Annotated in this window: 17 protein-coding genes; 15 read left to right on the top strand and 2 right to left on the bottom strand. The window is 69.3% G+C overall.

Annotation, left to right across the window (positions count from 1 at the left end; all coding sequences use genetic code 11):
• Positions 1 to 4 precede the first annotated feature (4 nt).
• Positions 5 to 325, bottom strand: coding sequence for a ferredoxin (locus IE185_RS05445; RefSeq protein ID WP_138895647.1), 321 nt, complete (start codon positions 323 to 325; stop codon positions 5 to 7).
• Positions 326 to 566: 241 nt separating this feature from the next.
• On the opposite strand from IE185_RS05445, the gene arc reads away from it, so the two are divergent.
• From arc to prcA, 5 genes are all read left to right on the top strand, one after another.
• The gene (arc, locus tag IE185_RS05450; protein ID WP_138895646.1) at positions 567 to 2,333 is read left to right on the top strand and encodes a proteasome ATPase; all 1,767 of its coding nucleotides are present in this window, start codon (positions 567 to 569) and stop codon (positions 2,331 to 2,333) included.
• Positions 2,334 to 2,579: 246 nt separating this feature from the next.
• Entirely contained in the window at positions 2,580 to 4,091 is a 1,512-nt protein-coding gene (dop, locus tag IE185_RS05455) for a depupylase/deamidase Dop (RefSeq protein WP_341873302.1), read from the top strand.
• Positions 4,092 to 4,216: 125 nt separating this feature from the next.
• Entirely contained in the window at positions 4,217 to 4,435 is a 219-nt protein-coding gene (locus IE185_RS05460) for a ubiquitin-like protein Pup (protein ID WP_069929576.1), read from the top strand.
• Between the two features lie 147 nt (positions 4,436 to 4,582).
• Positions 4,583 to 5,428, top strand: coding sequence for a proteasome subunit beta (gene prcB, locus IE185_RS05465; protein ID WP_138895645.1), 846 nt, complete (start codon positions 4,583 to 4,585; stop codon positions 5,426 to 5,428).
• A gap of 53 nt (positions 5,429 to 5,481) precedes the next feature.
• On the top strand, positions 5,482 to 6,228 hold the full coding sequence (gene prcA / locus IE185_RS05470; protein ID WP_138895644.1) for a proteasome subunit alpha: 747 nt from the start codon (positions 5,482 to 5,484) through the stop codon (positions 6,226 to 6,228).
• Between the two features lie 72 nt (positions 6,229 to 6,300).
• Here the strand turns inward: prcA and IE185_RS05475 are convergent, their stop codons facing one another.
• On the bottom strand, positions 6,301 to 7,272 hold the full coding sequence (locus IE185_RS05475) for a LacI family DNA-binding transcriptional regulator (RefSeq protein WP_229843373.1): 972 nt from the start codon (positions 7,270 to 7,272) through the stop codon (positions 6,301 to 6,303).
• Positions 7,273 to 7,474: 202 nt separating this feature from the next.
• Here IE185_RS05475 and IE185_RS05480 point away from each other — a divergent pair, with 202 nt between their 5' ends.
• From IE185_RS05480 to tatC, 10 genes are all read left to right on the top strand, one after another.
• A complete protein-coding gene (locus IE185_RS05480) occupies positions 7,475 to 8,746 on the top strand; it encodes an MFS transporter (protein ID WP_138895642.1) in 1,272 nt (423 codons plus the stop codon).
• Between the two features lie 9 nt (positions 8,747 to 8,755).
• Positions 8,756 to 10,117, top strand: a complete 1,362-nt coding sequence (pafA, locus tag IE185_RS05485; protein WP_138895641.1) for a Pup--protein ligase — start codon at positions 8,756 to 8,758, stop codon at positions 10,115 to 10,117.
• Positions 10,118 to 10,235: 118 nt separating this feature from the next.
• On the top strand, positions 10,236 to 11,186 hold the full coding sequence (locus tag IE185_RS05490) for an FKBP-type peptidyl-prolyl cis-trans isomerase (protein ID WP_138895640.1): 951 nt from the start codon (positions 10,236 to 10,238) through the stop codon (positions 11,184 to 11,186).
• 43 nt (positions 11,187 to 11,229) lie between these two features.
• Entirely contained in the window at positions 11,230 to 11,601 is a 372-nt protein-coding gene (locus IE185_RS05495; protein ID WP_138895639.1) for an FKBP-type peptidyl-prolyl cis-trans isomerase, read from the top strand.
• 127 nt (positions 11,602 to 11,728) lie between these two features.
• Positions 11,729 to 12,685, top strand: coding sequence for a helix-turn-helix transcriptional regulator (locus IE185_RS05500; protein WP_138895638.1), 957 nt, complete (start codon positions 11,729 to 11,731; stop codon positions 12,683 to 12,685).
• Positions 12,686 to 12,708: 23 nt separating this feature from the next.
• The gene (locus IE185_RS05505; RefSeq protein ID WP_138895637.1) at positions 12,709 to 13,683 is read left to right on the top strand and encodes a helix-turn-helix transcriptional regulator; all 975 of its coding nucleotides are present in this window, start codon (positions 12,709 to 12,711) and stop codon (positions 13,681 to 13,683) included.
• A gap of 14 nt (positions 13,684 to 13,697) precedes the next feature.
• Positions 13,698 to 13,967 carry a hypothetical protein gene (locus IE185_RS05510; RefSeq protein ID WP_138895636.1) on the top strand — a complete coding sequence of 90 codons (270 nt, stop codon included), beginning with the start codon at positions 13,698 to 13,700 and terminating at the stop codon, positions 13,965 to 13,967.
• 17 nt (positions 13,968 to 13,984) lie between these two features.
• Entirely contained in the window at positions 13,985 to 14,182 is a 198-nt protein-coding gene (locus IE185_RS05515) for a hypothetical protein (protein ID WP_138895635.1), read from the top strand.
• A 218-nt stretch (positions 14,183 to 14,400) separates the two neighbouring features.
• The gene (gene tatA, locus IE185_RS05520) at positions 14,401 to 14,691 is read left to right on the top strand and encodes a Sec-independent protein translocase subunit TatA (protein ID WP_138897690.1); all 291 of its coding nucleotides are present in this window, start codon (positions 14,401 to 14,403) and stop codon (positions 14,689 to 14,691) included.
• 55 nt (positions 14,692 to 14,746) lie between these two features.
• Positions 14,747 to 15,709 carry a twin-arginine translocase subunit TatC gene (tatC, locus tag IE185_RS05525; RefSeq protein ID WP_138897689.1) on the top strand — a complete coding sequence of 321 codons (963 nt, stop codon included), beginning with the start codon at positions 14,747 to 14,749 and terminating at the stop codon, positions 15,707 to 15,709.
• Positions 15,710 to 15,723: the final 14 nt, after the last annotated feature.

Consider the following 15,723-nt stretch of genomic DNA (forward strand, 5'->3'; position numbering starts at 1 on the left):
GCGGTCACTCCGCGTCGGGGCCGTAGACCTCGACCTGGTCCGCGACACGGCGTACGTGGATGCAGTCGCCCGGGCACTCCTTGGCCGAGTCGACGACGTCCCGGAGAAGCGGCAGCGGCACGGGCGTTGTGGCGCCGGGGCTCTGCAGCAGCTCGTCGCCGGGGCTCTTCACGTACGCCAGCCCGTCGATGTCGAGCTCGAAGACGTCGGGGGCGTACTGGACGCAGATGCCGTCGCCGGTGCAGAGGTCCTGGTCGATCCACACCTCGAGCGGGTCGCCGGTCTGTGCGCCGTCGTCGGTGGGAGCCTTCTGCTGCACGGTCATATCTCCTGCCGTTTCCTGCGCGGTTGTAGCAATTGGAGCCAGCCCTGACGGGTGTTGAACACTTCGACGATACAACCGGCCGCTTTCCGATGTTGATGGGTGGGTATTCCCCTGGTGTGAGGGAGTACGCAAGGGTGAAGATCGGACACACCCCGCAGTCTTTGTGATCTAGGGGTTTCAACCCGCACCCGCCCAGGTAGGGTCAGGAAGCGTCCAGCTCCCCTTGGAGGAGGTGAGGACCGTGGCAGCCCACGACGACGACATCAACCGCGGCATCCGGCCGGTGCGAGGGTCTGAGGACCCCGCCGGTCAGGTTGCCTATCTCGAGCAGGAAATCGCCGTCCTGCGCCGCAAGCTCGCCGACTCTCCGCGTCATACGAGGATTCTCGAAGAGCGGATCGTCGAGCTGCAGACCAACTTGGCCGGCGTGTCCGCTCAGAACGAGCGGCTCGCCAATACGCTCCGTGAGGCCCGCGACCAGATCGTGGCCCTCAAGGAAGAAGTCGACCGGCTCGCGCAGCCGCCGGCCGGCTTCGGTGTCTTCCTCACGGCGAACGAGGACGGCACGGCCGACATCTTCACCGGTGGCCGCAAGCTACGGGTGAACGTCAGCCCCAGCGTGGAGCTCGAAGAGCTCCGGCGTGGCCAGGAGGTCATGCTCAACGAGGCCCTCAACGTGGTCGAGGCCATGGCGTACGAGCGCGCCGGGGAAATCGTCACCCTCAAGGAGATCCTTGAGGACGGCGAGCGCGCCCTGGTGCAGGGGCACACCGACGAGGAACGGGTGGTGCGGCTCGCCGAGCCGCTGCTGGACGTCACCATCCGCCCCGGCGACGCCCTGCTGCTGGAACCCAGGTCCGGCTACGTCTACGAAGTCATCCCGAAGAGCGAGGTCGAGGAGCTCGTCCTCGAAGAGGTCCCGGACGTCGACTACGACAAGATCGGCGGTCTGGGCGGCCAGATCGAGATGATCCGCGACGCGGTCGAGCTTCCGTACCTCTACCCCGACCTCTTCAAGGAGCACGAACTGCGGCCGCCGAAGGGCATCCTGCTCTACGGTCCGCCCGGCTGCGGCAAGACGCTGATCGCGAAGGCCGTCGCCAACTCCCTTGCGAAGAAGGTCGCCGAGGTGACCGGCCAGCCCGCGGGGAAGAGTTACTTCCTCAACATCAAGGGCCCCGAGCTCCTCAACAAGTACGTCGGTGAGACCGAGCGGCACATCCGCCTCGTCTTCCAGCGTGCCCGGGAGAAGGCGAGCGAGGGCACCCCCGTCATCGTCTTCTTCGACGAGATGGAATCGCTCTTCCGCACCCGTGGCTCGGGTGTCAGCTCGGACGTGGAGAACACCATCGTTCCGCAGCTGCTCGCCGAGATCGACGGTGTGGAGGGTCTGGAGAACGTCATCGTCATCGGCGCCTCCAACCGCGAGGACATGATCGACCCCGCGATCCTGCGGCCCGGCCGGCTCGACGTCAAGATCAAGATCGAGCGTCCGGACGCGGAGGCGGCGAAGGACATCTTCGCGAAGTACCTCCGCTCCACCCTGCCGCTGCACGCGGACGACCTGGCCGAGCACACCGGCTCCAGGGAGGCCGCGGTCCACGGCATGATCCAGTCGGTCGTCGAGCAGATGTACGCCGAGTCCGAGGAGAATCGCTTCCTCGAGGTCACGTACGCGAACGGCGACAAGGAAGTCCTGTACTTCAAGGACTTCAATTCCGGCGCGATGATCCAGAACATCGTCGACCGGGCCAAGAAAATGGCCATCAAGGCATTCCTCGACCAGAACCAGAAGGGTCTGCGGGTCTCCCACCTCCTCCAGGCCTGCGTGGACGAGTTCAAGGAGAACGAGGACCTGCCGAACACCACCAACCCGGACGACTGGGCCCGAATCTCCGGAAAGAAGGGCGAACGGATTGTATTCATCCGTACGCTCGTCACCGGAAAGCAGGGTGCGGACACCGGACGCTCCATCGACACGGTGGCAAACACCGGTCAGTACCTCTAGATCGCAGACCGGCTGCGGGTGCCCCCCGGGCATCCGCAGCCGGCTGCTTTCCAGCCACCCCGGCCGCCACACCGATCACACCCGAGCAATGACCGAATTGATCTCCCCGCCAGCGCAGAGGCGTTCTAGGCTCTTCGGTACCGCCGAGTCGCGCAGTGCGGGGCCGGGCACCGCACACGCACCGGAGAACCAGCGGTACTTGAGTGCCGCCCCCGTCCGGGGGCGACGCCGGGCAAGGAGGGCCGCATGACCGTACGGCGAGTAATGGGCATCGAGACGGAGTACGGGATCTCCGTCCCCGGCCATCCCAACGCCAATGCCATGCTCACCTCGTCCCAGATCGTCAACGCCTACGCGGCGGCGATGCACCGGGCGCGCCGCGCCCGCTGGGACTTCGAGGAGGAGAATCCGCTGCGGGACGCGCGAGGCTTCGACCTCGCCCGGGAGGCCGCCGACAACAGTCAGCTCACCGATGAGGACATCGGCCTGGCCAATGTCATCCTCACGAACGGCGCGCGGCTGTACGTCGACCACGCGCACCCCGAATACAGCTCCCCGGAGGTGACCAACCCGCTGGACGCGGTCCTGTGGGACAAGGCCGGCGAGCGGATCATGGCGGAGGCCGCCGAGCGGGCGGCGCAGCTGCCCGGCGCCCAGCCGATCCACCTCTACAAGAACAACACCGACAACAAGGGCGCGTCCTACGGCACGCACGAGAACTACCTGATGAAGCGGGAGACCCCCTTCTCGGACATCGTGCGCCACCTGACGCCGTTCTTCGTGTCCCGGCAGGTCGTCACGGGCGCCGGCCGGGTGGGCATCGGCCAGGACGGCCACGAGCACGGCTTCCAGATCAGCCAGCGCGCGGACTATTTCGAGGTCGAGGTCGGCCTGGAGACCACGCTCAAGCGCCCCATCATCAACACCCGGGACGAGCCGCACTCCGACGCGGAGAAGTACCGCAGGCTGCACGTCATCATCGGGGACGCGAACCTCTCCGAGATCTCGACGTACCTCAAGCTGGGCACGACGTCGCTGGTGCTGTCCATGATCGAGGACGGCTTCATCAATGTCGACCTGGCGATCGACCAGCCGGTACGCACCCTGCACCAGGTCTCGCACGACCCGACGCTGGAGCGGCTGATCACGCTGCGCAGCGGCCGGACACTCACCGCTGTCCAGCTGCAGATGGAGTACTTCGAACTGGCGCGCAAATACGTCGAGGAGCGGTTCGGCGTCGACGCGGACGACCAGACCAAGGACGTCCTGGGGCGCTGGGAGGACGTGCTGAACCGCCTGGAGAACGACCCGATGAGCCTGTCGGGGGAGCTGGACTGGATCGCCAAGCGAGAACTCCTCGAGGGCTACCGCAGGCGCGACAGCCTCGACTGGGACGCCCCCAGGCTCCATCTGGTGGACCTGCAGTACGCCGACGTACGCCCCGAGAAGGGCCTGTACAACCGCCTGGCGGCCCGCGGGAAGATGAAGCGGCTGCTGGACGAGGACACGGTGCTGCGGGCCTCGACGAAGCCACCAGAGGACACCAGGGCCTATTTCCGCGGGCGCTGCCTGGAGCAGTACGCCGACGACGTCGCGGCGGCCTCCTGGGACTCGGTGATCTTCGATCTGCCCGGCCGGGACTCGCTCCAGCGCGTCCCCACGCTGGAACCGTTGCGGGGTACACGTAATCACGTCAAGGAGCTCCTCGACCGGTGCAGGACGGCGGAAGACCTGGTCCGCGTGCTTTCGGGCGGCTGAAAGGGGCGCCGGGTGGGAATCATCGAGATGGTCCCCACGCGTTGTGAAAGTACGGCGCGGATGTCAGACCCCGCTTGTAGGGTCTGATCAAGGACATCGAACCGAGCGAGCGGGGTGAGGTAGAGATGGCGACCAAGGACACCGACGGCGGACAGCAGAAGGCGACGCGTTCCACCGGGGAGGCCGAGGAGACCGCGCAGGACGCGCAGGCTTCCGAGGACCTCAAGGAGCGCCAGGAGAAGCTGTCGGACGACGTCGACTCGGTACTCGACGAAATCGACGACGTGCTCGAGGAGAACGCGGAGGACTTCGTGCGCTCCTTCGTCCAAAAGGGCGGCGAGTAGAGCCGGTTGTCCGTCCCGGTGGCCGTGGACCGAGGTCCGGCACACCGGGACGGATGACCGGCCACCGTAGGGGTATCGTCCCTGCACAGTTCGCAAGATCGGCCCGGCCTCCCAGTGGCGGGCCGCCGCCTACCCGGAAGGAAACGCGTGGAAGCCAACCCTCGTAGCACCGGGCGTCTGCCGGCTGCCTTCCTGACGCCGGGCTCGTCGTCGTTCATGGACTTCCTGGGCGACCATGCGCCCGAGATGCTGCCGGGAAGGCGCGTCCTGCCGCCCGTCAAGGGCGTCATAGAGGCTCCGCACGGCACGACGATCGTCGCCGCCGCGTTCCCCGGCGGCGTGGTGCTCGCCGGCGACCGGCGGGCCACCATGGGCAACATGATCGCGCAGCGGGACATCGAGAAGGTGTTCCCCGCCGACGAGTACTCGGCGGTGGGCATCGCCGGGACCGCCGGCCTGGCGGTGGAGATGGTCAGGCTCTTCCAGCTGGAGCTGGAGCACTTCGAGAAGGTGGAAGGCGCCCAGCTCTCCCTGGAGGGCAAGGCGAACCGGCTCTCCACGATGATCCGCAGCAACCTCGGCATGGCGATGCAGGGCCTGGCCGTCGTCCCGCTCTTCGCGGGCTGGGACGTCGACCGCGAGAAGGGCCGCATCTTCTCGTACGACGTGACGGGCGGCCGCTCCGAGGAGCAGGGCTACGCGGCGACGGGCTCCGGCTCCATCTTCGCCCGCGGCTCGATGAAGAAGCTCTACCGCGACGACCTGACGGAGCAGCAGACCACCACGCTGGTCGTCCAGGCGCTGTACGACGCCGCCGACGACGACTCGGCGACCGGCGGCCCGGACGTGGCCCGCCGGATCTATCCGATCGTCACCGTGATCACCGAAGAGGGCTTCCGGCGGCTCACCGAGGCGGAGTCCTCGGAGCTGGCCCGCTCGATCCTGGAGCGGCGGCTGGAGCGGCCCGACGGTCCCCGGGCCGCGCTCCTCTGACGGCTCCTGTCCTCGGAATCCACGTGACAACGACAGAAAGGGACGGATAGCCGGTGTCGACGCCGTTCTATGTCTCACCCCAGCAGGCCATGGCCGACCGGGCGGAATACGCCCGGAAGGGCATCGCCCGCGGTCGCAGCCTTGTCGTGCTGCAGTACGCCGACGGCATCGTATTCGTCGGCGAGAACCCGTCCCGCGCGCTGCACAAGTTCAGCGAGATCTACGACCGGATCGGCTTCGCCGCCGCCGGCAAGTACAACGAGTACGAGAACCTGCGGATCGGTGGCGTCCGGTACGCCGATCTGCGCGGATACACCTACGACCGCGAAGATGTGACGGCCCGTGGCCTCGCCAACGTCTACGCGCAGACGCTGGGCACGATCTTCTCCAGCAACGCCGAGAAGCCGTACGAGGTGGAGCTGGTCGTCGCCGAGGTCGGGGCCCGCCCCGAGGGCGACCAGATCTACCGGCTGCCCCACGACGGTTCGATCGTGGACGAGCACGGGTCGGTCGCGGTCGGCGGCAACGCGGAGCAGATCAGCAGCTTCCTCGACCAGCGCCACCGGGACGGGATGACGCTGGCGGAGGCGCTCAAGCTCGCCGTGCAGGCCCTGTCCCGGGACACCAACGGCAGCGAGCGGGAGATCCCCGCAGAGCGGCTCGAGGTGGCGGTCCTGGACCGCACGCGCCCGCAGGAGCGGAAGTTCAAGCGCATCGTCGGCCGTCAGCTCGACCGCCTGCTGGAGGCGGACGGCGACGCGGCCGCGCCCACCGACACCCCGTCGGACACCGAGGAATAGCGACCGCGGACTTCATGTCCGGTGCCCCGGTCCGCCCAGCGGTCCGGGGCACCCGCATGACCCGACGGGGCGTCAGGCGGGCGCGCTGGAGCCGCGGACCATCAGTTCCACGGGGATGTCGCCGCTCTCGGGCGTCCGTCCGTCCAGCACGGCCAGCAGCGCCGCCATGCCTCGCTCGCCGACCCGCTCGGCGGGCAGTCGTACGGTCGTGAGTTCCGGCTCCACGGCGGTCGCGAGGGCCAGGTCGTCGAAGCCGGTGACCGACACGTCCTCGGGCACCCGCAGGCCGAGGCGGCGTACCGCCTTGCAGGCGCCCGCCGCGACGATGTCGTCGTCGCAGACCAGTGCGGTCGGCCGCGGCCCCGGGCCGGTCAGGGCCAGTTCGGCGGCCCTGCGCGCGCCGTGTACGTCCAGCGGCGCGTGCACCGTGCGCACCACGGCGTCGGGGACCTGGCGCAGTGCCTCCTGAAGGGCCGTCGCCCGTACGTCGAACGTCCAGGAGGCCACGGCCGACGCGAGATGCGCGAACCGGCGGTGGCCCAGGGTGAGCAGATGGTCCGTCACCAGGCGCATGCCGTCGGCGATGCCGAGGTTCACGTACGCGGCGGCCCCCGGATCCGCCGGGTCGCTGTCGAGCATCACGAGCGGCAGCCCCGTGCCCCGGATCGCCTCCAGGGCGCCGGTGGCCATCGAGGAGGCGATGACCCCGTCCAGCGCCGCCCGCGCCGAGGCGAAGGGGTCCCGGGCCGGCCCGGTGCCTTCGGGGGAGGGGTAGAGGACGACGCCGAAGTCGTGCTCGGCGGCCGTGCGGGCGGCCCCGGCGTAGACCCGGGCGAAGAACTCGTTGGTGAGCGCGGGCACGACGAGCAGCGCGGTCCTGGTCCTGCCGAGCCGCAGGTTCCGGGCGGCGAGATTGGGGCGGTACCCCAGCTCCCGCGCCGCCCCGCGCACGAGGTCCGCTGTGCGCTCCGACACCCGGCCGCGCCACTTGTCACCGAGCACGAGCGAGACGGTCGCCTGCGAAACCCCGGCGGCCCGGGCCACGTCCCTGCTGGTCGGCGGCGTGGGGGGCGTTCCCGCGCCGGCGCCGCTGGTGTCGTCCGGGGTCTCGTCCGGGCTGGTCACGCGTGCCTCCGCAGCAAGGGCTCTACGCCGCGAGGTGGACCCGCGGCCTGGCTCATGGTACGTATGACGCCAGAGGTTATACGTACAACTTCGGTGCGCGCCGGAGCGGAGAGGGGCGGACATGGCCGCGGGATACGCGGAACTGCTGAGGACGCGGCACGCCGCACGCCTGCTGGCGGGCACGCTGGTGGGGCGGCTGCCCAACGCCACCGCCCCCATCGCGATCGTGCTGCTCGCCCGCGCCGAGGGGGGCAGCTACACCCTGGCCGGCGGCCTCGCGGCCGTGTACGGGCTGGCCAACGCGGTGGGACAGCCGCTGCTCGGCCGCGCCGTGGACCTGTACGGGCAGCCGCGCGTGCAGCTGCCCGCCGCCGTCCTGTCCGCCCTCGGCATGGTCCTGCTCACCATCGCCGGGACCGACCCGCTCCCGCTCGCGTACGCCGCCGTGGCCCTCGCCGGCGTCTTCACCCCGCCCCTCGAAGGCGGGCTGCGGGCCCTGTGGCCCGACGTGCTCGGACGTGAGGACCGGGTGCACCGGGCGTACGCCATGGACGCCGTGGCGCAGGAGATCATGTTCACCGTCGGCCCGCTGCTGGTGACGCTGCTCGTGGCGCTCTGGTCACCGGCGGCAGCCCTCCTCGTCATCAACGCCGTGGGCGTGCTGGGCGCGCTCTCGGTCGTCCTGTCCGAGCCTTCGCGCACCTGGCGCTCGGCGCCCCGCGAGGCGCACTGGCTGGGCGCTCTGCGCTCGCCCGGGCTGCTGGCCCTGCTCGGCTCGTTCTTCTTCGTCGGTCTCGCGCTCGGCTCCATCACTGTCGCGGGGGTCGCGTACGCCGACGACCACGGGCGCGAGGCGGTCTACGGCTGGCTCATGGCGGCGCTCGGCCTCGGCGCGCTCGGGGGCGGCATGCTGTACGGCGCCCGGCAGTGGGCCGGCGCCCCCGAACGGCGGCTGCGCTTCATCGTCGCCCTGCTCGCGGCGGGGTACCTGCCGCTGATGCTCACGCCCGGCGTCCCCGCGATGGTCGTGCTCGCCGCCGTCTCCGGGGTCTTCCTCGCCCCCGCGCTCGCCTGCGCGTTCATCGTCGTCGACCGGCACGCCCCGCGCGGCACCGTCACCGAGGCGTTCTCCTGGCTGGTCACCACCTTCGGCGTAGGCGCCGCGGTGGGAACCGGCGTCGCCGGACCGGCGGTCGAGTACGGCGGTACCGCGGCCAGCTTCGCCGTCGCGGCAGGGGGCGGAGTGGCCGCTCTGGTGGTGCTGCTGACCACCCGGCGGGTTCTCACGATTCCCGTCACCGCTCCCCTTCCCCGGGACTCTGTCGTAATCCCTTGCGAAAATGATCGAATCGGAGCGGCCGAACCCGGTTTCAGGACAGGCCATCAGGCGTAATGTTCAGTCATGGACCGCCGCATTTTCGGGCTGGAGAACGAGTACGGCGTCACGTGCACGTTCAGGGGACAGCGCCGACTGTCTCCTGACGAAGTGGCGCGCTACCTCTTCCGCCGTGTTGTGTCATGGGGCCGCAGCAGCAATGTCTTCCTGCGGAACGGCGCCCGCCTCTACCTCGACGTGGGATCGCATCCGGAATACGCAACTCCCGAATGCGACGACGTGACCGAGCTCGTCACCCACGACAAGGCCGGCGAGCGCATTCTCGAGGGCCTGCTCGTCGACGCCGAACGCCGCCTGCACGAGGAGGGAATCGCGGGCGACGTCTATCTCTTCAAGAACAACACCGACTCTGCGGGAAACTCCTACGGCTGCCACGAGAATTACCTCGTGGCCCGCCATGGAGAGTTCTCCAGGCTCGCGGACATCCTCATCCCGTTCCTCGTCACCCGGCAGCTCATCTGCGGCGCCGGCAAGGTGCTGCAGACCCCGCGCGGCGCGGTCTTCTGCGTCAGCCAGCGCGCCGAGCACATCTGGGAGGGCGTCAGCTCCGCCACGACCCGCTCCCGGCCGATCATCAACACCCGCGACGAACCGCACGCGGACGCCGAGCGCTACCGCAGGCTCCACGTCATCGTCGGCGACTCCAACATGTCCGAGACGACCATGCTGCTCAAGGTCGGCGCCACCGACCTCGTCCTGCGCATGATCGAGGCGGGCACGGTGATGCGCGACCTCACCCTGGAGAACCCCATCCGGGCCATCCGCGAGGTCAGCCACGACATCACCGGCCAGCGCAAGGTGCGCCTGGCCAGCGGACGCGAGGCGTCCGCCATAGAGGTGCAGCGCGAGTACTACGAGAAGGCCGTGGACTTCGTCGACCGCCGCGGCATCCGCACCGGCACGGTCGAGCAGGTCCTCGAACTGTGGGGCCGCGCGCTCGACGCGATCGAGGCCGAGGACCTCGACCGGATCGGCACCGAGATCGACTGGGTCATGAAGTACAAGCTCATCGAGCGCTACCGCGCCAAGCACAACATGACCATGTCGCACCCCCGGGTCGCCCAGATAGACCTCGCGTACCACGACATCCACCGTCGGCGCGGGCTCTACTACCTGCTGGAGAAGAAGGGACAAGCCGCTCGCATCTGCAACGACTTGAAGATCTTCGAAGGCAAGTCGGTGCCGCCGCAGACCACCCGCGCCCGGCTGCGCGGCGACTTCATCCGCCGGGCCCAGGAGCAGCGGCGCGACTTCACCGTCGACTGGGTGCACCTCAAGCTCAACGACCAGGCACAGCGGACCGTGTTGTGCAAGGACCCCTTCCGGTCGGTCGACGACCGGGTGGAAAAGCTCATCGCCGGTATGTGATCCGGCCATTTCCGGTTCTCCGGAACGCGACCCGGGCCCCGCACGTTCCTCGTGCGGGGCCCGGGCCACGCCTTAGAGTGGCGGGCGACTACTGTGCCGTCTGAGATCTGAGGAACACGTGCGCCGACTTGCCGGCCTACTTGTCGTCCCCCTGCTGCTGCTCTCGACAGCGGCGTGCGGCAGCGACGACAAGGGCTCCGACTCCACCTCGTCAAAGAACGGACTGCCGGCGATCACCGCGGGAGCCAAGTTCGGCGAGAAGCCGACCCTTGCCAAGGGTGAGGGCGATCCGCCCAAGGAACTGAAGACCGAGGTCCTCAGCAAGGGCAAGGACGATGCTGCGACCCTCAAGAAGGGTGACGCCATCGAGGTGAACTACCTCGGCCAGCAGTGGGACTCCACGAAGCCCTTCGACAACAGCTTCGACCGCAAGCAGCCGTTCCCGCTGACCCTCGGCGCGGGCATGGTCATCCCCGGCTGGGACAAGGGCCTGGAGGGCCAGAAGGTCGGCAGCCGCGTCCAGCTCGTCATCCCGCCGGAGATGGGGTACGGGGCGCAGGGCCAGCCGCCCACGATCAAGCCGAACGCCACGCTGGTCTTCGTCGTGGACATCCTGAAGGCCAAGAGCATCCCCGCCTCCGCCAAGGGCACCGAGGTCGCGCAGGACAACATCGACCTGCCCAAGGTCGGCACCAACACCGACGGCAAGGCGCCCAAGGTCACCGTCCCCAAGCAGTCGGACCCGTCGAAGAAGCTCGTCTCCCGGTACGTACTGGAGAGCGACGGCCCGGTGGTGAAGGCCACCGACACGGTGTCGGTCGCCTACCAGGGCCTGGTGTGGAAGGACGGCAAGCTCTTCGACAGCACGTACGCGCAGGGCAAGACCCAGCAGTTCGCGCTCCCGCAGCTCACCCTGAAGGGTCTCAAGGACGGTCTGGTCGGCAAGAAGGCCGGCAGCCGCGTGCTCCTCGTCATCCCGCCGGACCAGGCGTTCGGTGACAAGAAGCAGCAGACCATCCCCGCCAACTCGACGCTGGTGTTCCAGGTGGACATTCTCGCGGTGATGTAAGACTGTCCAGGTTGCCCAGTTCGTAGTACAGAGGAGCATTTCCGTGAGCATCGACAAGCCCGAGGTCGACTTCCCGGGTGGCGAGCCGCCGAAGGACCTGAAGATCAGGGACATCTGGGAGGGCGACGGCGAGGTGGCCAAGGCGGGCCACAACGTCAAGGTCCACTACGTGGGCGTGGCGTTCTCCACCGGCGAGGAGTTCGACTCCAGCTGGAACCGCGGCACCCCGCTGCAGTTCCCGCTCGGCGGCGGGCGCGTCATCGCCGGCTGGGACCAGGGCGTGCAGGGCATGAAGGTCGGCGGCCGTCGCGAGCTGATCATTCCCCCGCACCTCGCGTACGGCGACAGCGGCGCCGGCGGCGTCATCAAGCCGGGCGAGACGCTGATCTTTGTCTGCGACCTCGTCGCGGTCTGATCGAGGCGCGTTCCGATCAAGTAGGAGCGCTACGAGGGCCCATGCCGTCCGGCATGGGCCCTCGGCTTTTGCCGCGACACCCCGGGGCGGTACGGTCGAGGGTCGTAGAGCAAGAAAGAGGGTGCCGATGGCGATCGCCAAGGCCGAACGGTTGATGAACCTGGCGTTGTGCCTGCTCGGGACCCGGCGCCCGCTCAGCAAGCGGGAACTGCGCGAGTCCATCGAGGCCTACCTGGAGGCCGGCACCGACGACTCCTTCAACCGGATGTTCGAGCGTGACAAGGACGATCTGCGCGAACTCGGCCTGGTGATCGAAACCGTCGAGAACCTCGACGGCGACGTCGGCTACCTGGCCCGCCGTGACAGCAACCGCCTGCCCGCCATCACCCTCGACGCCGAGGAGGCCGCCGCCCTGGGCCTCGCCGCCAAGGTCTGGCAGCAGGCCCGCCTCGCCGGCGCCGCCAGCGGCGCCCTGCAGAAGCTGCGCGCCGCCGGCATGCCCGAGGCGCAGGACCCCCTCGACGGGCACCACAGCGCCCTCGAACCCCGCATCCCGGTCCACGAGACGGCCTTCGAGCCGCTGATGCTGGCCTGCCGCGACCGGCGGCCCGTCGTCTTCGACTACCGCAAGGCCAACGCCGCCCGCCCCGAGACCCGGCACGTCGAGCCATGGACGCTGGAGTGCTGGCGCGGCCACTGGTACCTCGCCGGCTGGGACCGCGAGCGCGGCGCCGAGCGCGTCTTCAGGCTCTCCCGCATCACCGGGAAGGTCCGCTCCCGCACCGGGTCGTTCACGGCCGAGGTGCCGGACGTGGTGACCGTACGCGAGACCGTCGAGAGCTGGGCCGGCGAGACCGCGACCCGCAGTGCCCTGATCAAGCTGCGCCAGGGCTCCGGCTACCCGCTGCGGGCCAGGGCCACCGCCGTACGGGACCTGGGCGACGGCTGGGACGAGCTGGCCGTCCCGTACGGTCACGGGCTCGACGCCTGGCTGGTCGAGCTCGGGCCCGAGGTCGTCGTACTGGAGCCCGCTGATCTGCGGGCGGACGTCGTGGACCGGCTGCGCGCCGTGGCCAAGGACTGAGAAGGACCGAGGAAACAGCCTCCATGGCCACGAACGCGATCGACCAGACCCGGCGGATGCTCTCCCTGGTGACGTATCTGCGGGAGCGCCCCGGCGCGCACGTCAGCGACGTCGCCCGCGCCTTCGGGATCACCGAGGACGAGCTGATCTCCGACCTCGACGTGCTGCCCATGTGCGGCACGAGCTTCCGGGGCGGCGACCTGCTCGACATCGACACGGACGGCGACCGGATCTGGTGGCGCAACCCGGACGCCTCCGGCACGAGCACGGCCGAGCCGCTGCGGCTCGCCGCCGACGAGGCCACCGCGCTGCTCGTCGCCGCCCGCGCCGTCGCCACCCTCCCCGGCCTGCGCGAGGGCGACCGGCAGGCGCTGCTGCGCGCCACGGCGAAGCTGGAGGCCGCGGCGGGCGAGGCGGCGGGCGCCAGTTCCCGGCTCTCGGTGATCTTCGAGGCCGAGGGCGGGGTCTTCGCGGACGTCGACCGGGCGATCGCGGAGCGGCGCCGGCTCTGGCTGCGCTACTACTCGCCGGCGCGCGACCAGCTCACCGAGCGCGAGGTGGACCCGATCCGGCTCTTCGCCGTGGGACACACCTACATGGAGGCCTGGTGCCGGCAGTCCGAGGCACGGCGTACGTTCCGGCTCGACCGGGTCGCCGAGATCAGGCTGCTGGACGAGCCGTCCGCACCGCCGGAGATCGAGCTGCGTGACCTGTCGGAGGGGCTCGTGCAGCCCTCGGCGGACGATCCCGAGGTCGTGGTGGAGGTCGGGCCCGGCGGGCGCTGGGTCGCCGAGTACTACCCGCACGACAGCGCCGAGGAGCTGCCCGACGGCGGCCTGCGGATCACCCTGCGGACGCCCGAACCGGCCTCGCTGCGGCGGCTCGCGCTGCGGCTCGGCAGGGACGGTCACATCGTGTCGCCGCCGGAACTGGCGGTCAGCGCGCGCGAAGCGGCCCGCGAGGCGCTCGCCGCGTACGAGAGCGCCGGTCAGGCCTGAGGAGATTGGTGGACATGTCGCTACTGCCCAAGATCCCCGCCCAGGGGATCCACGCCCAGGTGGGCCCGGTCCTCTTCAAGGCGGGCTGCCCCGACTGCGGCGCCCGCTTCGAACTGTCCGCGGGCTCGCTGCGCCTCGCGATCGGCGCCAGCAGCCGTACGACCTTCTACTCCTTCACCTGCCCCGAGTGCGAGGCCGCGGTGCGCAAACCGGCGGGGGAGCGGATCGTGGAACTGCTCACCGGAGGCGGCGTGCGGACGCTGCGACTCCACTCCACCGTCTGACCGTCTAGGCTCTGCCCATGCTCTGGCCGATGCTCGCAATCGCTCTTGGTTTCTGTGGTCTCGCCGTACTGGGCGTCCTGGCGATCCGGGTCTTCGTGGAGGTCCAGCGCCTCGGGCGCCAGGTCGCCGAGACCTCGCGGGACATCAACACGGCCGCGGAGAACCTGGAGCGCGCGGCGGAGAACCTGGCCCGCACTGGCGAAGCGTGGCGGTAGCCCTGAGGGGCTGCCACGGGCTGGGGGCGGGGGCGTAGGCTGGTCGGGCGGCTCTTGGATCGAGGCGCGGGCCGCAATCCGCAGTACGCGCAAGCATTGCCCCGCGTTTACTCGTACGGGTTACGATCGCTTGCAGCGTTGAAGGGCGGACATCGGTCCGACCGGAGGGACAGCCCCGTAGTACCACCCCAGCCGCCTCGGTGAGAAGGAAGTCGCACATGATCGGCAATCTGAAGCCCCTCGAGATCGTTCTGATCCTCGCCGTCATTCTGTTGCTCTTCGGTGCCAAGAAGCTTCCGGACATGGCGCGCTCCCTCGGCAAGTCCGCTCGTATCCTCAAGAGCGAGGCCAAGGCGATGAAGAAGGACGACGAGGCGGCGAGCCCGGCCGACGCCGCTCCGACGGCCCCCGAGCAGCAGACCCAGGCGCCGCGCACGATCAAGGCCGCGCCCGGAGACGTCACCACCGCGCGTCCGGTGAACGACCCGAGCCACACCACGCAGAGCTGACGCGGTTCAGCCGAATCACCAACTGACAGCTGCCGCACGAGACGAGGGGCGTGGGTTGCTCAAGTCTGCCCGCAAGCAGGTGAAGGACGACGAGGGGCGCATGCCCCTCGCCGAGCACCTGCGTGAGCTGCGTAACCGCCTGCTGAAGTCTGTGCTGGCCATCGTTGTCATGGTGGTCGTCGCAGCGTTCTACCAGCGGGAGATCTTCCGGTTCCTGATGCAGCCGATCCTGTCCTCGGTCGGCTGTGTGGACGGCGCCGTCACCATGCGCAACGGGAAGCCGTGCGCGTCGATGACCACCAACGGTCTGCTGTCCCCCTTCACCATCGCGCTCAAGGTCTCACTGATGGCCGGCGTCCTGATCGCCACTCCGGTGTGGCTCTACCAGCTGTGGGCATTCGTCGCGCCCGGCCTGCACCGCACCGAGAAGCGTTACTCGCTGGCCTTCGTGGCGGCGGGAGTCCCGCTCTTCGCGGGCGGCGCCTACCTCGCGTACGCGATCCTCCCGCAGACCGCCGAGATCATGCTCAGCTTCACGCCGGACGACGCGCAGAACCTGCTGCCGCTCGACGACTACCTCGACCTGATCACCCGCATGGTGATCGTCTTCGGCCTCGCCTTCGAGCTGCCGCTGCTGCTCATCCTGCTCAACATCACCGGCGTCATCACGGGCGCGCGCATGCTGCGGTGGTGGCGCGGCATGCTCGTCGGCCTCACCGCCTTCGCGGCCATCGCGACCCCCGGTGGCGAGCCCATCTCGATGCTCCTGCTGGCCGGCCCGCTGGCCGTCCTGTACTTCGTCGCGGTCGCGTTCTCGCTTCTCAACGACAAGCGCCGACAGCGCAACAACCCGGACGCCGAACTGGACGCCGACGAGGCGTCGGAACTCGATCTCACGCCGGAGTCGATCGGGGAGATCGAGGCCGTGTCCGCCTCGCGCGCGCTGCCCGGGCAGGCCACGGGTGAGAGCGCCGGGGCGGGACCGAAGCAGCTGAACGGTTACGACGACATCACCTGACCTTGTAGGGTCCG

The sequence above is a fragment of the Streptomyces chryseus genome (assembly GCF_014650755.1).
GTDB classification, from domain to species: Bacteria; Actinomycetota; Actinomycetes; order Streptomycetales; family Streptomycetaceae; genus Streptomyces; species Streptomyces chryseus.